The sequence below is a fragment of the Lysinibacillus sp. fkY74-1 genome, from assembly GCF_053165895.1.
Genome location: NZ_CP170173.1, coordinates 3,271,867 through 3,289,738, shown reverse-complemented (window position 1 = coordinate 3,289,738; position 17,872 = coordinate 3,271,867). Strand labels below are relative to the sequence as shown.

Below are 17,872 nucleotides of genomic sequence, written 5' to 3'. Positions count from 1 at the left end.
GGAGAGTATATAAAGTACTCTAATGATATCTTACCGTTAGCTTGACCTGTTTTTTTATGTTTGGTGATTCAACACTAAGCAAACTATATCAGTTAAACCTTACAGCCATTACGGTTGTAAGGCTTTTTTTTGCAGAAAGGGGGCTGCAATTTTAATGAAACTAACGAGTATCAGCAGTAATAACCTAAAAAAATTCTGAGAAAATGGAGGGAAACTATCCATAAAGGAAGAAGTAGTAGAGGGCTATTATATTTTTTTAGAGGGGGATTATTTTGCAATTATTGTTTAAATATAATTGGATGGTAAGAGAAGATTGGTTTCGTTGGTGTGAAGAGTTGAGTGAAGAAGAACTTTTAGAAAATCGAACAGGTGGTATGGGAAATATACTACATACACTCTTCCATATAGTGGATGTAGAGTGGAGTTGGATACGCGTTTTACAAGGTAAAGAGGATTTTCAGGAGAATTTTGATGACTATAAAAGCCTTGAGAAAGTTCGAAAATTAACAGCTGAATTTCATTTAGAAGTAGAAAGTTTTGTAAACAAATGGGATGCTAGTATGGAAGAGCGTTTACTTCATCTTCCATTAGAGGATGGAACAATTGAAACGCATACATGGGGTGAAATCATTCGTCATACCATTGCACATGAAATTCACCATATAGGACAATTATCAATTTGGTCTAGGGAAATTGGGAGAAAGCCAGTTTCTGCAAACCTAATTAGACGAGGTCTTTCTTCAGCATTTGTGGATTCAGTAGATGCACTCCAAGCAGACTCAAAATAAAAAGTCACTCAGTTGAGTGACAATTTCAAGATAATCTTTGAATGGATGAATTTCTAACAAAGAAAAGCAGACGAACCTCGCTCATTTGGGTGAGGTTTTTATAGAGTTTCGAACTTTTTTACAGAATGGCTTAGGCCAAAATCATCCATCAAATGTCTATCTTTTCATCTTACGAATATATGCTAATTGTCCAATATGGTAGGCATTATGTGTTGTGGCATTGGAAATGATAGCCCACCATTCCGCCTTCACTGGGTAACCATTTACAACAGATAGAAGTTGCTCCTCCTCAAGAAGCTCCTGCCACTGAAGTAGCGTTTTTAATAATTTATCCTTTAGCTCCAAAAAAGTCACCTTATCTCTCAATAGAAAAGTATCATGATTGCTTTGGACTTGTGGACTAGCTTGAACATGATTTTCAATGTATCTGATTTGCCAAGTTTCATTCCAATAAATGAGATGTTGGACAATTTCAGCAATACTATGACTGGTATTATCGGGTTTCCAAAATGCTTCTTCCTCAGATAGTCCTTCAACTGCCTCATGAAATGAAATATACCAGCTACGATCATTTGCATTTGCTAGAAGTTGGTCCAATAAAATGGTCTTAGCATCCATCATTCACATTCCATCTCCTTCCTATCATGCTTCTTACTAGTTTATCATTTTAATGAATGGCAAGGAAATTGTGCCAGATGAAATATGTAAATACGAGCTAAATTTGTACAAAACATTCTTTATTATCGTGAGTGCATTGATATAATAAAAAATGCACCTGTCGCACAGCTTGAAATGGGATTGGAGGAATCAGATGAAGAAAGAGCAAATTATAGCAAAAGCTATTTGTATATTTAGGAAAGAAGATGCAATACTTGTCTCTGAAGGCTTTGATGAAGTAAAGCAGACATTTTATTATCGACCAATTGGTGGGAAAATTGAATATGGTGAGACGAGTTCAAAGGCAATAAGGCGAGAAATATTGGAGGAAATCGAGGCGAGTATTACTAACCTAAAGCATGTAGTTACAATTGAAAATATATTTACATATAATGGTGATAATGGACATGAAGTAGTGTTTGTTTATGAAGCGGATTTTATTGAAATGTCCTTTTATGAAAATGCTTCTTTTTTTGGGGAAGAAGATAATGGCACACGCTTCAAATTGCTTTGGAAGCCCATTAGTGACTTCTCAAATAATAAATTAGTATTAGTTCCAAATGGATTATTTGAATTGCTCTAGCTTTACATAATGACTTGTAAAATCTAATGTAATGATCTTATGATGGCTAAGTTTAGTGAGGTGAGGATATGAGTAAAACAAGACTTTTTGTGATGTTCGTCTTATTTGCTTTTGTAGCCTTATTTGTAGCAGGTGTTTATTCTCTTAATAATGTACAAGTTGAAAGCACCTATCTTCTTGACGAACAAAACATTATGGAAAAAAATGGTCAATACTATTTGTTAATTGATGACCGAGAGTTGACTTTATCAAAGAAGTTTTACGAAAAAATACAATTAGAAAAGTACAATGAATATAAAATTAATTATGTATATAATCGTTTGGTCAATAATGATGGTGAAATCGTGAAGCTTAAAAGATATGGTGAACAGCCATGGGGGAAATAACGAAACACTTTGAATGTTCAACATTAATTTTACAGGGTAAGGAATTCACGGATATTCAAATACATCTGCAATTAATCTACCTATACCTCTAAGCAACCAAAATACTAATCTGAATGGGACTAGAAAGAGCTCTGGTAACCAAAAAAGCACATCAAGTAATAATTCAAATAGGGAGTAATTATTATTTACTTTCCTTTTTGTCGTTTTTCTTTTCTTACTTTGCCACCATTCCTTCATCAAACAACCTCGTTTTCTAAAAATAGTCGAATTTAAATAAATTTACGTGCTAGCTTTGATTTAGTTTCATTTTTGGAACGTTTGCCTTTGTATTCACAAGTGTCATAGCCAGTTACTCACTATTCGAGTAACTGGCTATATGAATAAGCTATAAAAGGAAGTTGAGTTAAAACTTGTTCTCGTTTAGAGTGGCCTATGTAGAAAATCCTATTAAATTCATCTTAAAAAGAGTCGGGCATCCTGATTATCTACATACTAAAACATTCCATAGACAATTAATCTAGCGCTTTCCTTTTTGTCATAATGAGTATAATCCCCCATGTTAAATATAGAATACAAGCCCATATAGTGCTATACAATAATACCGATATAGAGGTCGGTGCCCACACCTTAATAAATGCCCAATTTAAACCGCCAAGTAAAACTTCTGGTGCCAGAAAAATTGCGATTAACATGCTGGCAACAAGCATTGAATGGAGAGTTAATAATAGTATTCTCTTGGAAGCAAGCTTTGTCAATTGGCGTTGTTTTTTATAAATGCTTGAGGTCATTTTGATTACAAAATAGCAAAAGATTAGACTGATTCCTATAATAATGATACTTATAATCGTGGCGATTTTATCCAACTTTTGATAGCTGTTAGTATGTAGAGGAGTTGTTGTTTTACCTTCCCACAAATCCATAATCCCTTGTCCAATAGCAGTTGTCGAGCTTGTATTCATATTGGCTAAGATGGCTACCCCTATTTGCTCATCGGGCTGCATGATGAAATACGATGTAAAGGTTGGATTTTCTCCAGCATGGTAAATGTATGGCTTGTTTTCTTTTTCAACCACTGCCCAACCGGTAGCATAATAAGTATTTGTATCAAAAGGTTCTACCGTTTGGTCAGGGTTATGTGATTCTTTAATGGTTGTAGCATCAATTGAATAAATTTCACTATTGCCTAACTGTAATTTCAACCATTTTGCGATATCATTTGCGTTACTGATAATATAGCCAGCAGGGATATTTCCACGGTAAATAGGTGGTGTAAAAGGTAACTCTCTCATAAGTCCTATTTTATAACCAGAAGCCATATGAGGGAATGCTACTTGATGAATTCCTACAAACGATTGATACATACCAATAGGTTGTAAAATCTTCTGTTTGACATATTGATCATAGGGCAGCTTAGTTACTTGCTCTATGATTAGTCCTAACACATCATAATTAATAGTTGCATACTCAAAAGAACTTCCTGGTTTTCTATTTAATGTTTGATCTAGTAATGTTTTGACCGTTAATTCAAGGGCGTTTTTGGCTGTGCTTTCTGGAATTTGAACAATTGAATTAGAAGGAATTCCACTTGTATGCGACAGTAACTGCTGAATTGTTATGATTTCCTTTTTTCCATTATAGGTCAATGTTAACCATGGGATATACGTTTGAATATCATCCGAACGCTTTAGTAACCCTTGTTTTTCCAATTGAAGAATGGCAAGGCCTGTAAAGGCTTTAGATGTGGAGCCTAGCTCAAAAAGAGTATCTGAAGTGACGGGTGTTTTTGTTTTTATATTTGCATACCCAAATCCCTTTTGATATACGGTTACCCCCTTATCGACAATAGTGACAGAAAGGCCGGGGATTTTACTAATGGCTTGTTGCTCCTCAATAAAGAGTTCAATGTTACGAATTTTGTCATCAGATGCTGCATGCGCAAATTCTGGTAGCATTGTACAACATACTAGCATTACAGTCATCATCACAGTTTTTTTAATAAATTGTGTCATGCTCATTTCTCCTTAACTTATAAATTACTTGTTTCAACAACGATTACTATAACAAGCAAATTATGGTCAAACCATCGATTCACATGACTATTCAATGGAGTACATGACAATTTTGTCATGTACTAGAAAAGGGCTACTCCTTATAGTGAATAGGAGAGCCCCAAAAACATTATTTTGTTTGTTCTGGAAGTAAATCGTTACCGTGAATGATTAACTTCGATGCTGAGATTAGAATGTCTCTATTTGCCGAATAATAGGGATCTAAAATTTGATAGAAGGCTTCCCATTGGGCAGCAGCCTTTTCATCTTCACCTTTTTGATCTAAGGCATTTGCTTCCTCATAGAGCTGTTTTAATTTTGTGTAATCCGATTCGCTAATGTCAAATTCGATATCTGACATATATTCTTCAAAGGAAACAGGTTTGTAATATGAATTAATTATTTCATAGAATTGATCCCATAACTTGATTGAGAGCTCTTCGTTTTTATCTTTATCTGCTTTTTGAGCTTCCTCATAGAACGCCTTAAGCTTTACGAGATCCTCTTTTGTTATGTCTAAGTCCATATCAGCCATATATTGTTCAAAAGTTAGTGGAGGATATAGCTCTTGGAAGTATGGCTCTAAAATAGTAAAGATTTTATCTATTTTTTCTCCTGCCTCATCTGTTTTATCTTCTTTAGTGAATTTTACCCAGTCATTATAAAGTGCTTTAAGCTGTTCTTTATCTTGTTTTTTGATGACTATGTTTTGCTCAGAAAATGCAGCTTCGTTAATAAAATCTTCAAAAGGCTCAGGCTGCCAATTTGCTAATTCATAAGGTCTTGTAATGTTATTCATGGCTTGATAAACTCGATCCATTTCTTCATAATTCTCTTCTTTTTCTGCTTTTTTCATGTCAGTAAAGAGTTTTTCTAATTGAACTAACTCTTCTTTTGTGACTTCTTTAGGTAAGCTTTTTTTATACACATCAAAAGTATAGAAATCTGAATAATCTTCTACAATGCTTCCTTCAACAGCGATTTCCTGTCCTTCCACTAGCTTCAATTTTTCGATTTGCTTGTCAGAGAATTTGTGTAAGCCAATAAAATAATTTTTGCCGTCAGACCCTTTAATTGAGATGCCATCGCCATCAAAGTACTTAATAGTACCTTTTATTTTTTGTTCTACTTGTATAGTGACTTGTTTAGTTGTATCTACTGAAGTTGCACCAGCTTGAAGCGGGGTCATTACGGCCATTCCTAGTGTTAATGCGGAAGCTAAAATCCATGTTTTCTTAAACGGTTTTTTCATCTTTATTCATTCTCCTTTAGGTTAACTTCTGTTACCAATTATTAGACGTTTTACCAAACAAAAAAGTTTTATCTTTTTAAGAAAAATTTGAAAAGAAATAGTGTTTTTTTAAGACAAAAGAGCAACTCCTAAAATGGGAATGTCTCTTTTACAAAAAAATAAAAGCGTTGATTTTCACTACAGCGGTCGAGCTGTAGCACTCTAAAAAGATAAAAACCATCGAGCGTGAACTTTTCGATGGTTTTGGTCAATAATTTGAGGCATTTTTAAGTGAGCCTCCTTTATATTTCATCCTGGAAATAAATCTTATAAAATTTTCGATTTGTTGCCTCATCATAGCCAACTTCAATCAGTTCGTCTATTTGATCAATATGCTGAATATTGACTTGAATTTCAATATTGGAATCAAGCTTTATTTTACGTTTGTATTTTTTTTCAGCTTTTTCTAGTGCACTATCAGAAATAACTGTTTCATAAGGTTTGACTGCATTGACGAGGATATCTTTTTGGGTAGCATCCGCTTGATCAAATACGGTTTCGATGTAATGGTCCACTTGAAACTCATCTTCGTTTCTAAAGTAGTCCAATGTTTTATTTAAAAAGCCTAGCTTCTCTGTGTTCGAATAATTCTCTTCTTTTAAAATATACTTTTTGCATTCATTTAGCGCTAAATCTGTATTGTGATAATGTTCATCGGCTGCTTTAATGTTTAAAAATCGTTCCTGCCAGTATACGATATCCTCTTTTCGCTTCGTTTTTATAAAAACAACAGGGGGTTTCTCTTCCCCCATATCTACAATGATGGCCATATTATTAATTTTTTTCACGTTTATGCCATCAACACCATGAATGATCATCTTATTATTGTCATTTTTGACATCTAAAAACATCTCTTTTTCATCAATTTTGACAATGGCAATGACCTTTTTAACTTCATTTAATAGAAAGCAATTTTCAAACAAGCCAATAAATAGCTCTCCGCTTTTAATATTTGGGTGCTGGGATACACTGTGTAAGTGCTTCGCCATATTTTGAGATTGTTCAAGAAAGCTACTGTCCTGTTCGAATATTTTTTTTGAATAGGTAAAAACTTCATTAAGCGCAATATCTGTTTCATGGAAAAATTCATATTGCTGCTCAAGTTCTACTTTACTAAATGCAAGCTGTGTAAAGGCTGCTTCTAGCATGAGCTCTGGCTGTATATAATCCTCTTCTCCTAAAATTAGTGTCGTCTCGCTCAAAAAATGGATACTATAGTGAGCTAATTTACTTTCATTAACTTCTAACATTTATTTCACCTTCTAATTTTTCATAGTAGCTAGTATACCATATCTTATTTTCTAAATTTCAATGATTAGAAATAATAAAACGGGATGTAAGGACTTGGAAATTCATGGATTAGAAAACAAAAAATATACCCCAATGTCAGCACTCAGGCATATTGAGGCTGATTTTTTGTCATGGGAGGATGTTGATGTTTAGAAGTTTAAAATAGGACTGCTTAGATAAAAATATGTAGTAATTAATTCCTTGTGGATTGTTAAAGAGGGTGATCATCATGTGGGAAAGGGTAATATCCTATATACCACAATGGCAAGTTTTTATGCAGGGTTTTTTAGTATTCGTTATTCCATTTTTGATTTTCAAATTATTTAATGGTTTAATACTTGAAAAAAAGAATAATGGCAAGATCGACATGAAAGAATACACGAATCAAAAGGAAGTAGATCAGCCATCTAGCCAAGAAACAGTTGCCTCGCTAACGGGTGATTTTATCAAAGATTTTGAACAAATAAAACAAGAACTTGGGCATAATTGGGATGCCCACTTTAGAGAATTTCACATAGGAAATACTCATATTCGTGCGGCTATTGTTTATCTTGAAGGTCTAGCAGATAAAGGGCAAATCGAAGAGCATATTTTGACTTCGATGATGGAGCGTTTTTCGGACACATCCGCCACTGCTTTAACAGAAAACGGCAACATGCAGAACCTCATGAAAAATAATATACCTATCGGGGATGTACTAGAAGAATCAACGATGCAAGGAATAGTAAGTAAGGTATTAATAGGTTATACAGCTTTATTTGTAGATGGTATGCCTAATGCTTTATTACTTTGTACGATAAATGGCAAGACGCGTAATATAGAGGAGCCTATTTCAGAAGCGGTTGTTAGAGGGCCAAGGGTAGGCTTTACAGAAAGATTAAGTGACAATACAGCTCTTCTAAGACAGCAAGGTGAAAATCAGCAATTATCTATCATTCAGATGAAAGTGGGGAAGAGGGTAAAAAAAGAGTTAGTCATTGCCTATATGGATGAGATAGTGGATCCGGAGTTGGTGGATGAAGTAAAAAATCGGATACAAACAATCGACCTTGATAACCTATTAGAATCGGGCTATATAGAGCAGTTAATTGAAGATAATTTTCTGAGCCCTTTTACACAAGTGCAGAACACGGAGCGTCCTGATCGAGTATATGGGGCATTAATGGAGGGGCGGGTTGCCATTATATTAGATGGCACACCATTTGCTTTAATTGTACCAGTTACAATTAATATGCTACTACAATCTCCGGAAGATTATTATGAACGCTGGTTTGCAAGTTCGCTCATTCGGCTTCTACGATACTTGGCTGCTGCGATAACACTTTTTGGTCCATCCATGTATATTGCTTTTGTGTCGTTCCATCAGGGATTAATCCCAACTAAGCTAGCACTGTCCATGATGTCCACAAGGGAAGGAGTTCCATTTCCAGCGTTAATCGAGGCGCTTATTATGGAGGTAGCCATCGAAATTTTACGAGAAGCTGGACTTCGTTTGCCCAAGCCGATCGGTCCCACAATGGGTATCGTCGGGGGTCTTGTTATTGGAGAAGCAGCTGTACAGGCTGGAATTGTAAGTCCGATTATGGTTATCGTCGTTGCTTTAACCGCTATTTCGTCCTTTGCTATCCCTCAATATAACGCAGGGATTACATTACGAATGCTACGATTTGTTGCTATGTTTTTTGCTGCCATATTTGGTCTTTACGGGGTCATTCTATTTTTCCTTTTCCTGGGCAGTCATTTAGTAAAGCTGAAGAGTTTTGGTGTTCCTTATGTTAGTCCGACTGTCCCATATAGAGCAGGGGATTGGAAAGATTTTATGGTACGTATGCCATTAATGATGATGAAACGCCGACCAAAATTATTACAGCCAAAAGATTCTGTTCGTAAAGGGGAAATACGAGGAAAGGAAAACAGTAGCCATGATTACCAGTCCAAAAGATAACATTACGACGTCCCAAACAATGGTCATTATTATTAATTATATTCTTGCAACTGGCATCCTCACCTTGCCTCGTGCCTCGGTAGAGAAGGTAAAAACGCCAGATGTTTGGATTAGTGTTTTTTTAGGTGGTCTTATCGCCATGATTGCTGGAGTGATTATCGTCAAGCTAAGTCAACAATATCCAGACAAGACATTTTATCAATACAATCAAGATATTGTTGGAAAATGGCTAGGATGGTTGATTAGTGCACTTGTCATTACTTATTTCTTTACGATTTCTGCTTTTGAGGTTCGAATAATGGCTGAAGTAACCTCCCTCTTTTTATTGGAGGGAACACCCACATGGGCTATTATTCTACCTTTCTTATGGGTGGGGCTCTATTTGGTGAGTGGTGGAATTAATTCGATCGGTCGTTTATTCGAAATTATATTTCCCATTACCTTTGTGATTTTCTTACTTGTCGCTTTTTTAAGCTTAGGAATCTTTGAAATCGATAATCTTCGACCAGTTTTAGGGCTGGGAGTCGTTCCGATGCTGAAAGGAATAAAAACGGCAACATTAGCGTTTCTAGGTCCTGAGATTATGTTGCTCTTAGTGGCATTTATGTACCCATCTGATAAAAAGAAAGCAGTCAAAGTCGTCTTAGTGGGCATAGCGATTCCATTACTTTTTTATGTTATTACTGTTGTAATGGTGATTGGCGCTCTTTCCATCGAAGGGGTCATGACAAGAACATGGCCAACAATCGAACTCATGCGGAGTTTTGAAATTCCAGGATTAATTTTCGAACGCTTTGAATCATTTTTACTTGTTATATGGATTATGCAAATTTTCGCCACCTTTACCATTACCTATTATGCTGCCGCTCTAGGGTTAGCTCAGCTTTTTAAAAAAAGTATGCACCCTTTTCTATATGGATTATTACCGATTATTTATATTATCGCGATGACACCCAAAAATATAAATGACCTTTTTAAATTTGGCGATAAGATCGGTCATGCTGCTTTATTTTTATTTGGTGCACTACCCGTAACCTTACTCCTTATATCAAAATTGAAGGGCGATAAAACATGAAGAAACTCTATCCATTTTTACGTATTTCTCTAGTAATGATTGTATCTCTCCTACTTACTGGTTGCTGGAGTAGTAAAGAGATTGAGGATTTAGGATTGATTGTTGGTACCTCATTAGATTTAGCAACAGAAGAGGCTACCACTGAGGAACAAAAAGAGGCTAAATATGCTAATAGAACGTTACTCACCGTTACGAATCAAATGGTCACTTCTGAGACAACTGTTACAGGAATGAAAGATGGAACATTACGAGAAAAGGCATATAAAAATGTTTCTGAAACAGGGGATGTTGTTTTGCCTACATTACGAAATATGCTATTAAAGTCTGACAAACATTCATTCGCGGAGCATTCCAAGGTTACCATTATTGGCGAAGAACTTGCCAGCACCATTAACCTGCAACAGCTGTTGGACTTTTTTCTAAGAGAGCTGGAGATACGGCCAAGCGGATTGCTTCTTATTGCTCAGGGGCGGGCAAGTGAGACACTTGAAACAAATGAACCAACGAAAATTCCTGCCTTTCAATTGGTAGAGATGATGGAGGGGAATGAAAGAACAACCAAAATTTTGCCACCTATGACCATTGCAAAATTAGAGGGGAAATTATATTCTGATTCAAGCTTTTTATTACAAAACGTCGTTTCAGAAGATGGAGAAGTAAAATTTGTAGGTGCTGCTGTCATTGATGGGAAAACTAAAAAACTTCGAGGCTTTCTGGATGAAAACGACTTAGGGGGCATTGCATGGATCACGGGGAAAGGGGAAGGGGGGTTAGTGAAGGGGTTTGATAAAGAATCGGATTCACCTATCGTTTATGAAATAATGTCTATGAAAAGTAAAATCATACCAAAAATAGATGATGATCGTATTTCATTTACAGTGAACATTCAATCGGAAGGAAGAATTGCTGAACATTGGGTACTGTCAGACAAAGCATTTAATAATAAATTTTTAAAAAAAGCAGAGAAAACAATTGAGGAAGAAATTCAACGATTAGTGATGAAAACGTCGGAAAAGCTGCAACAGGAATATCAAACAGATGTTGCAGGATTCGGCAATAAATTAAGAATAAAGTATCCAAAAGAGTGGGAAAAGATAAAAAAGGATTGGGATAAAATATTTAGTGAAGCAGCTATAAAATGTGAAGTTTCCATAACCATCAAGGATTATGGAACGTCAGGTGATTAACGTATTAATCACCTTTTTATTTATTTCTATATATTGGAATTATAGGGAGGATTATAATATTCAATAATGTCTTTGAAAGACTGGTGCCAACTGCCGCAAAGCTGTTACAGAATATGTAGAAGCCGCTAAATATGTTTTAAATTGAACAATCTGAGTTCCTTTAAATAGTTTGTAATTCCTCTTTTTAGGATAGACTTTTATCAAGTGAAAGGAGGAGGTTTCAACATGCTACAGTTTGATTCAAAAATAGTTGGAAAAGAGATAGGCTATGGTTATTTGCGAGATCATATTATTCATCGCGGTTTTACAATTGGTGGGAATTGGGAGTATCATAAAGGGAGCTTCGACGCGGTACTATGGAGAGGCGGCGGCGAAACAATATATTTACGCGTGCCCTTTATCGTAACAGCAGGGGAATTAGACAATGAAGATGCCCAAATTCGATTTCAAAAGCCGTTTGTCATTAAACATGTTGCTAACGTTGGTTTAGATTATGATGAAGGTTCTCTACTGGATGCTACAGGTGCTAGCCAGTTCCAGACACCGCTTGATAAGGATGGGCATATTCATGATAAAAGTAGATGGATTCAGGCGGGTGAACAAGTTGTAGAAGAAAAAGTACTGCCTTTTTTTATCAACTAATTAGATAAATATGTATATTCTTTCGAGCGTTCTTATGTCTTTTATCCTTCCATTTTTGGGAACTTATAATCAAAAATAGAAAATAGAATTGTCGTAAGAATTTACCAACCTTATAATAGTGGTAGCAGACAACTACTATAAGAGGTGAGTTTATGGATAAAATAGCTATAGATGACTTTTATTATTCCTATCTAAAATTACGACAAGAACGACTCATCCATCGAAAAGAAGCTTATCTTAAAGTGCTAGAGCACACAAAAACATTTGGTGAAATAATTATGTTCGAAAGTATAAAAGTAAGTAAAAGAGACGTCTAGGGCGACGTCTTTTTCTATTTCAAAAAATAGTATTATTTTTATGACAGAAAAGGAGGAAACAAAATGAGGCGAATGATTCCGTTTTTACTGCTAGTCATTTTTCTATGTTTGGGCTGTACATCTACAGAGGGGAAGGATGAACGGAAGGTCATACAAGAGGAACCCTTAAAAGTCACTCCAAACGTTGAAGTAATAGCAGAGCAATTACATACACCATGGTCTATTGAAAAGAGTGATACAGCGTTATATGTAGCAGAAAGACCAGGGAATATTGTGAAGATTACGGAAGATGTAGTTGAAAGACAACAGGTTTTATTAAAGAAGGATTTGTCGTCAGCTCCAGAAGCAGGTCTCCTAGGATTTGTGTTAGCTCCTGATTTTACAACAACATATATTGCTTATGCGTACTATACGTATGAAGAGGAATCAGCGCAATTTAATCGGGTTGTGACATTAACGTTAATCGATAATAAGTGGCAGGAAACGGATCTCCTAATTGATCGAATACAGAGTGGTACATATCATCATGGTGGACGTTTAAAAATAGGTCCCGATAGCAAATTGTATGTTACTGTGGGCGATGCCACCCAGCCATCATTAGCACAGGATTTAGATGCGTTGGAAGGAAAAATTTTACGTCTCAATTTGGACGGTTCCATACCGAATGACAATCCCTTTCCTCGTTCTTATGTGTATAGCTATGGGCATCGAAATCCGCAGGGATTAGCATGGGCAACGGATGGTACGATGTACGCAAGCGAACATGGCAATGCAGCAAATGACGAAATCAACGTGATTGAAAAAGGGAAGAATTATGGTTGGCCGCTCATGGAGGGAACAGACAAACAGCAACGAATGGTTACACCTCTATTTACTTCAGGCCCATCAAAAACGTGGGCACCCTCTGGCATAACCGTAGTGAATGATCGATTATATGTTGCGGCACTAAGGGGGACAGCGGTGCTAACATTTGATATGAGCAAGCATAAACAAGATGTACTATTATCAGATTTCGGAAGAATACGAGATGTCTTTATGGATGATAGCTATTTGTACTTTATCAGCAATAATACGGATGGACGTGGCAATCCACAACCCGATGACGATAAACTATACAGAACACCGTTATGATATAATATTTGTGAAAACATGGAATGCCATGTTGAAGGGAGAGGACTAATATGGCTAATTATCTAAAAATCGCAGTAGCAATTGATTTCTCAGAACAATCATTGAAGGCTTTAGAAAGAGCGAGTCAATTAGCGATGCAACACAATGCTACTTTGCAACTAGTGAATGTAATTGATACAAAATCTTTTGGTGCGGTGTCAGCCTATGATTTAAAATATGCAGAGGAATTGAAGAAAGAAAACAAGAGCAAAATGGCAAGCTTGGAAGAGCAAGTGGTTCAGACCGGTGTTCAAAGCGTAGAGTCAGTTGTAGAAACGGGTTCGCCAAAGGGGATTTTGACACAGCTTACGAATGTTGATTTGATTGTATGTGGAGCAACAGGGTTAAATCGAATGGAAAAAATGATGCTAGGGTCTGTAGCAGAAAAAGTAGTACGTCATGCTCATTGTGATGTATTAATCGTTCGATAATTTTACGGAAATCTTCGTCATATTTATATGGATAATAACACAACAAACCTGCTTGTCATCTATATACAAGCAGGTTTGTTTTTTATTCGATTGTTTGTGCGTTATCTACTATGTTTTGAGGAATATCAATTGTTTTAAGGTGATTGAAATCAGTATAAGTAACGACTGATTTTGTATTCATTAACAATTCATCACCTTCTACTGCCATTTTCAAATCAAAATTCATATCCATTTTGTTTGTATCGAAAGTCTTTTTATCGATGTGTAGCACATAGTTGATTTTTTCAATTGTTAGTTGATCCATAGGGTTTTCTTCTAATCCCATATCCTGCATTGATTTATTAATCTCAGAATCAATTAGCTCTTTAAATTTATCACCTTTTGCTTCTAATGTAAGGACGTATTCTTTATCAGTTTGTTCAAATGTAAAATCTTTGATGAACTTTTTAAGTTGTTCTAACTGTTCCTTTGCATCAGCAGAAGCAGCCGTTTGATCTAAAATAGCATCAAAATTCTCATCAGGAAGTTTTAACCAACTGTCTGTAGTCACATCTTTCATGAAAAGGCCAGCGTCTTTTTTCATATACATTTCAATAGGCATGTCCGTTGTTTCTTGGCCTTCACTCATCATATCTGGCATTGACATTGAGCCTGATAAATGCATAGCAAGTGGATCAACGATAATGTCCATTTCCATTTTAGAGTTGATAGAGAATTCCATAGCCTCTTCGCCAGCTCCAACCTTTGTTACCTGTGTCATGTCCATATTAGCACTAGCACTTTTAATATCAGCCTGGCGATCCACTGCTTTGTCATACACTTGTTCTAAAGTGAGTTTGCTTTTTTCGGTTGTGTCTTTCGTAGGTGTGGCACTTGAATTACAAGCAGCAAGCGTTAATGCTAGTGTTCCAACTGCTAATACTTTAAAAATCTTCTTCATTACTTTCATCTCCTATTCTTGGTAAAAAACACTATCTACTAGTATACGCCCAAGAAAAGGAAAAGTTTCGTTATTTTATAAAATGAATCTAATTCCTTAGTAATAAAACAATAATCTTGCAACAACGACCAGTGACAAGCATGAAAATTATTAAAAAAGCTGTCACTGACCAATCGAATAATGCGAAAGGCCGTGACAGCTTTTAGAGGAGCTTTTCTTCAACAAGCTCGAAAATATCTAAATGAAATTAATTACTTAGTAACCCCAGATCATGGCGAACAATGTACCAATGATTGTTACAACACCTACAAATACTGAATATAAAATCGTTGTATATAACGTTTTCTTATCTTCAGATTCACCGATGTGCATAAATAACACTAATTGTACAGTTGCTTGTGCAAGGGCAGTGACAAGTAAAATAGCGAATGCCATTTTATAACTCATATCAAAGGTTACAACGGCTAAAGCGACAAGTGTCAGTAATAGTGAGAAGCCGAAGCCCATGACATGTTGTTTTGGGAATAATTCCTTCATCAGCTAATCAGTCCTTTCAAATAGACGAAGCTGAAGATGAAAATCCAAACAACGTCTAGGAAATGCCAGTACAATGAGAAGATAAACGCTTTGTTCGCTGTTTGTGGATTTAAACCACGTTTAGCTACTTGGATAATGATAGCTAGTCCCCAGAAGAAACCAAATGTTACGTGGGCACCGTGTGTTCCAAGTAAAGTCATTAATGATGACAAGAATGCGCTTGTTTGAATTGTCGCACCTTCATGTACATAAGTGATGAACTCATCAATCTCAATAGCTAAGAAACCTAGTCCAAGTAAAAGGGTAATGATGAAGAAAGTCATCATTGCCTTTTTACGACCAATACGCATTGCATGAACACCCAGACCAATGGTGAAACTACTTGTTAATAATAAGAATGTTTCCCATAGTACTGGTGTTAACTCAAAGATTTCGGCACCATTCGGGCCATTACCTGTCCGTGTGTGAAGTGTGAAATACACAGTAAACAATGTGGCAAATAACACGATCTCGGCGCCAAGGAATATCCAGAAACCAAAGATTTTTAGGCGATTTTCCTCTGTACTATATTCTAATGGAAGTGAAGAATCGATTTTCATATTATTTATCACCTCTCAAGCTTTTCTCAGTTGCCATAACTTCCTCAACTGAAATATAACGACCATGGTCTTTTTCGAAAGAACGATGGATCATGAAGCCAAATACACCAAGCATACTAATGATGGCTGGAACCCATAGATTAAATACAGCGAAGAATGCTGCAAGGAAGAAGAATCCACTCATCCAGAATGGTGTGCCTGTATTATTTGGCATGTGAATTTTTTCAATTTTACCTGCTGTAATATCGCGACCTTCTTTTTTCGCGAACCAGAACTCATCTAAGCGAGTAACAGTTGGAACTACTGCAAAGTTGTATTCTGGTACTGGAGAATGAGTAGCCCATTCAAGTGTACGACCATCCCATACATCTGCCTTTTCATTGCGAGGCATATGTTTCCAGCTGTAGTAGATATTATAAACGATCAACGCAAAGCCGACTGCAAGTCCTAAAGCACCAACGAATGATAACATGTTCAATGGTCCATAGCCTGTTGATTCTGAGTAAGTGTACATACGACGAGCATAGCCATCTAAACCTAAAATGAATAATGGGAAGAATGTTACATTGAAGCTGATTGCAATAAACCAGAACGCAGTTTTCCCTAATTTTTCATTTAAACGGAAACCGAACATTTTTGGCCACCAGTAGTGATAACCTGCAAGTACACCGAATACTGTACCTGGAATTAAAACGTAGTGGAAGTGGGCAACTAGGAACATCGTATTATGATATTGATAGTCAGCACTTGCCATCGCTAACATTACCCCTGTAACCCCACCAATTGTGAAAATTGGAATAAAGCCAAGTGCATAAAGCATCGGTGTTGTAAATTGAATTTTCCCGTGCCTCATCGTCAGTAGCCAGTTAAATATTTTAACACCAGTAGGAACGGCGATTGCCATTGTCGTAATAGAGAATACGCTGTTTACCATTACCCCGTGACCCATTGTATAGAAGTGGTGAGCCCAAACTAAGAATGATAGTAAAGAAATGACAACCATACTCATAACCATTGATTTATAACCATACAAGTTTTTACGTGCAAATGTTGCAATGATTTCTGAGAAAATACCGAAAGCAGGTAGAATAACGATATAAACTTCAGGATGTCCCCAAACCCAGAATAGGTTGGCCCAAAGCATATCCATACCGCCGTCTTGCATAGCAAAGAATTTTGTACCGAATTGACGGTCTAACATCATAAGAGCAAGCGCTACAGTTAATACTGGGAATGCGAATACAATAATTACGTTTGTAATTAAAATCGACCACGTAAACATTGGCATTTTCATTAATTTCATACCAGGTGCACGCATTTTAATAATGGTCGTGATGAAGTTAACACCTGTCATCAATGTACCAATACCTGATAATTGAAGTGCTAAAGAATAATAGTTATTCCCTACAGTCGGACTAAAATCCGTACTTGCAAGTGGGAAGTAGGCTGTCCAACCAGCATCTGGCGAACCACCGATAATGAATGATAAGTTTAATAAACCCGCACCTGCTGCAAATAACCAAAAGCTGACAGCATTTAGACGTGGGAAAGCAACGTCACGTGCACCGATTTGAAGGGGGATGACAATGTTCATTAAACCAATAACAAATGGCATAGCCATAAATAAAATCATTAATAAACCGTGTGTTGTAAAAATCTCATTATAATGTTGTGCATCAAGAAGTCCGTTATCCGGAACTGCTGTTTGTGCACGCATTAACAGTGCATCGATACCACCGCGGAATAGCATTAATAATGCTACAGCGATATACATAATCCCGATTTTTTTATGGTCAACAGTTGATAGCCAGTTTTTGTAGAAATAGCCCCATTTTTTGAAATAAGTAAGGCCAGCTACGATAACGACTGCTCCAACTACGATACTAATAGCTGCCGCTAAAATCATCGGTTCTTGCATTGGATGGAATAATTCTTCCATACTCATTGGATGCGCTCCTTTCAAAATTAAAAATTAATATTCTACTC

The 17,872-nt window shown here is 36.3% G+C and carries 19 protein-coding genes; 10 read left to right on the top strand and 9 right to left on the bottom strand.

Annotation, left to right across the window (positions count from 1 at the left end; translation table 11 throughout):
• The first annotated feature begins 272 nt into the window (after positions 1 to 272).
• The gene (locus ACE1MS_RS16135; protein ID WP_031419335.1) at positions 273 to 788 is read left to right on the top strand and encodes a DinB family protein; all 516 of its coding nucleotides are present in this window, start codon (positions 273 to 275) and stop codon (positions 786 to 788) included.
• Positions 789 to 944: 156 nt separating this feature from the next.
• Here the strand turns inward: ACE1MS_RS16135 and ACE1MS_RS16130 are convergent, their stop codons facing one another.
• Positions 945 to 1,409, bottom strand: a complete 465-nt coding sequence (locus ACE1MS_RS16130) for a DinB family protein (RefSeq protein ID WP_012295513.1) — start codon at positions 1,407 to 1,409, stop codon at positions 945 to 947.
• Between the two features lie 190 nt (positions 1,410 to 1,599).
• On the opposite strand from ACE1MS_RS16130, the gene ACE1MS_RS16125 reads away from it, so the two are divergent.
• Together ACE1MS_RS16125 and ACE1MS_RS16120 are read left to right on the top strand one after the other, a co-directional pair.
• Positions 1,600 to 2,028, top strand: a complete 429-nt coding sequence (locus tag ACE1MS_RS16125) for an NUDIX hydrolase (protein WP_036164375.1) — start codon at positions 1,600 to 1,602, stop codon at positions 2,026 to 2,028.
• A 68-nt stretch (positions 2,029 to 2,096) separates the two neighbouring features.
• The gene (locus tag ACE1MS_RS16120; protein ID WP_012295511.1) at positions 2,097 to 2,414 is read left to right on the top strand and encodes a hypothetical protein; all 318 of its coding nucleotides are present in this window, start codon (positions 2,097 to 2,099) and stop codon (positions 2,412 to 2,414) included.
• Between the two features lie 45 nt (positions 2,415 to 2,459).
• Here ACE1MS_RS16120 and ACE1MS_RS16115 read toward each other — a convergent pair whose 3' ends face one another.
• From ACE1MS_RS16115 to ACE1MS_RS16100, 4 genes are all read right to left on the bottom strand, one after another.
• The gene (locus ACE1MS_RS16115) at positions 2,460 to 2,651 is read right to left on the bottom strand and encodes a hypothetical protein (protein WP_031419331.1); all 192 of its coding nucleotides are present in this window, start codon (positions 2,649 to 2,651) and stop codon (positions 2,460 to 2,462) included.
• A gap of 275 nt (positions 2,652 to 2,926) precedes the next feature.
• Positions 2,927 to 4,423, bottom strand: a complete 1,497-nt coding sequence (locus ACE1MS_RS16110) for a serine hydrolase domain-containing protein (protein WP_031419330.1) — start codon at positions 4,421 to 4,423, stop codon at positions 2,927 to 2,929.
• Positions 4,424 to 4,592: 169 nt separating this feature from the next.
• On the bottom strand, positions 4,593 to 5,714 hold the full coding sequence (locus ACE1MS_RS16105; RefSeq protein WP_012295509.1) for a hypothetical protein: 1,122 nt from the start codon (positions 5,712 to 5,714) through the stop codon (positions 4,593 to 4,595).
• A 281-nt stretch (positions 5,715 to 5,995) separates the two neighbouring features.
• Positions 5,996 to 7,003 (bottom strand): nucleoid-associated protein, encoded by a 1,008-nt coding sequence (locus ACE1MS_RS16100; RefSeq protein WP_012295508.1) that lies wholly within the window; start codon positions 7,001 to 7,003, stop codon positions 5,996 to 5,998.
• A gap of 314 nt (positions 7,004 to 7,317) precedes the next feature.
• On the opposite strand from ACE1MS_RS16100, the gene ACE1MS_RS16095 reads away from it, so the two are divergent.
• The 7 genes from ACE1MS_RS16095 to ACE1MS_RS16065 all read left to right on the top strand — a co-directional run bounded on the left by ACE1MS_RS16095 (position 7,318) and on the right by ACE1MS_RS16065 (position 13,810).
• Positions 7,318 to 8,988 carry a spore germination protein gene (locus tag ACE1MS_RS16095; protein ID WP_438821803.1) on the top strand — a complete coding sequence of 557 codons (1,671 nt, stop codon included), beginning with the start codon at positions 7,318 to 7,320 and terminating at the stop codon, positions 8,986 to 8,988.
• The gene (locus ACE1MS_RS16090; protein WP_198694863.1) at positions 8,966 to 10,063 is read left to right on the top strand and encodes a spore germination protein; all 1,098 of its coding nucleotides are present in this window, start codon (positions 8,966 to 8,968) and stop codon (positions 10,061 to 10,063) included. Before ACE1MS_RS16095 ends, ACE1MS_RS16090 begins: the two co-directional genes overlap by 23 nt.
• Positions 10,060 to 11,250 carry a Ger(x)C family spore germination protein gene (locus ACE1MS_RS16085; RefSeq protein ID WP_281487005.1) on the top strand — a complete coding sequence of 397 codons (1,191 nt, stop codon included), beginning with the start codon at positions 10,060 to 10,062 and terminating at the stop codon, positions 11,248 to 11,250. The genes ACE1MS_RS16090 and ACE1MS_RS16085 overlap by 4 nt, the downstream gene beginning before the upstream one ends.
• Before the next feature lie 225 nt (positions 11,251 to 11,475).
• On the top strand, positions 11,476 to 11,892 hold the full coding sequence (locus tag ACE1MS_RS16080) for a YugN family protein (RefSeq protein WP_031419325.1): 417 nt from the start codon (positions 11,476 to 11,478) through the stop codon (positions 11,890 to 11,892).
• 152 nt (positions 11,893 to 12,044) lie between these two features.
• The gene (locus ACE1MS_RS16075) at positions 12,045 to 12,209 is read left to right on the top strand and encodes a hypothetical protein (RefSeq protein ID WP_012295503.1); all 165 of its coding nucleotides are present in this window, start codon (positions 12,045 to 12,047) and stop codon (positions 12,207 to 12,209) included.
• A gap of 63 nt (positions 12,210 to 12,272) precedes the next feature.
• Complete coding sequence (locus tag ACE1MS_RS16070) at positions 12,273 to 13,340, top strand: PQQ-dependent sugar dehydrogenase (protein ID WP_031419323.1); 1,068 nt, start codon at positions 12,273 to 12,275, stop codon at positions 13,338 to 13,340.
• A 50-nt stretch (positions 13,341 to 13,390) separates the two neighbouring features.
• Positions 13,391 to 13,810, top strand: a complete 420-nt coding sequence (locus tag ACE1MS_RS16065; protein ID WP_012295501.1) for a universal stress protein — start codon at positions 13,391 to 13,393, stop codon at positions 13,808 to 13,810.
• Positions 13,811 to 13,892: 82 nt separating this feature from the next.
• Here ACE1MS_RS16065 and ACE1MS_RS16060 read toward each other — a convergent pair whose 3' ends face one another.
• The 4 genes from ACE1MS_RS16060 to qoxB form a co-directional block, all read right to left on the bottom strand.
• Positions 13,893 to 14,750 carry a DUF6612 family protein gene (locus tag ACE1MS_RS16060; protein WP_031419322.1) on the bottom strand — a complete coding sequence of 286 codons (858 nt, stop codon included), beginning with the start codon at positions 14,748 to 14,750 and terminating at the stop codon, positions 13,893 to 13,895.
• A 255-nt stretch (positions 14,751 to 15,005) separates the two neighbouring features.
• Positions 15,006 to 15,287, bottom strand: a complete 282-nt coding sequence (gene qoxD, locus ACE1MS_RS16055; RefSeq protein ID WP_012295499.1) for a cytochrome aa3 quinol oxidase subunit IV — start codon at positions 15,285 to 15,287, stop codon at positions 15,006 to 15,008.
• The gene (gene qoxC, locus ACE1MS_RS16050; protein ID WP_012295498.1) at positions 15,287 to 15,886 is read right to left on the bottom strand and encodes a cytochrome aa3 quinol oxidase subunit III; all 600 of its coding nucleotides are present in this window, start codon (positions 15,884 to 15,886) and stop codon (positions 15,287 to 15,289) included. Before qoxC ends, qoxD begins: the two co-directional genes overlap by 1 nt.
• A gap of 1 nt (position 15,887) precedes the next feature.
• The gene (qoxB, locus tag ACE1MS_RS16045) at positions 15,888 to 17,831 is read right to left on the bottom strand and encodes a cytochrome aa3 quinol oxidase subunit I (protein WP_031419321.1); all 1,944 of its coding nucleotides are present in this window, start codon (positions 17,829 to 17,831) and stop codon (positions 15,888 to 15,890) included.
• Between the last annotated feature and the right edge of the window lie 41 nt (positions 17,832 to 17,872).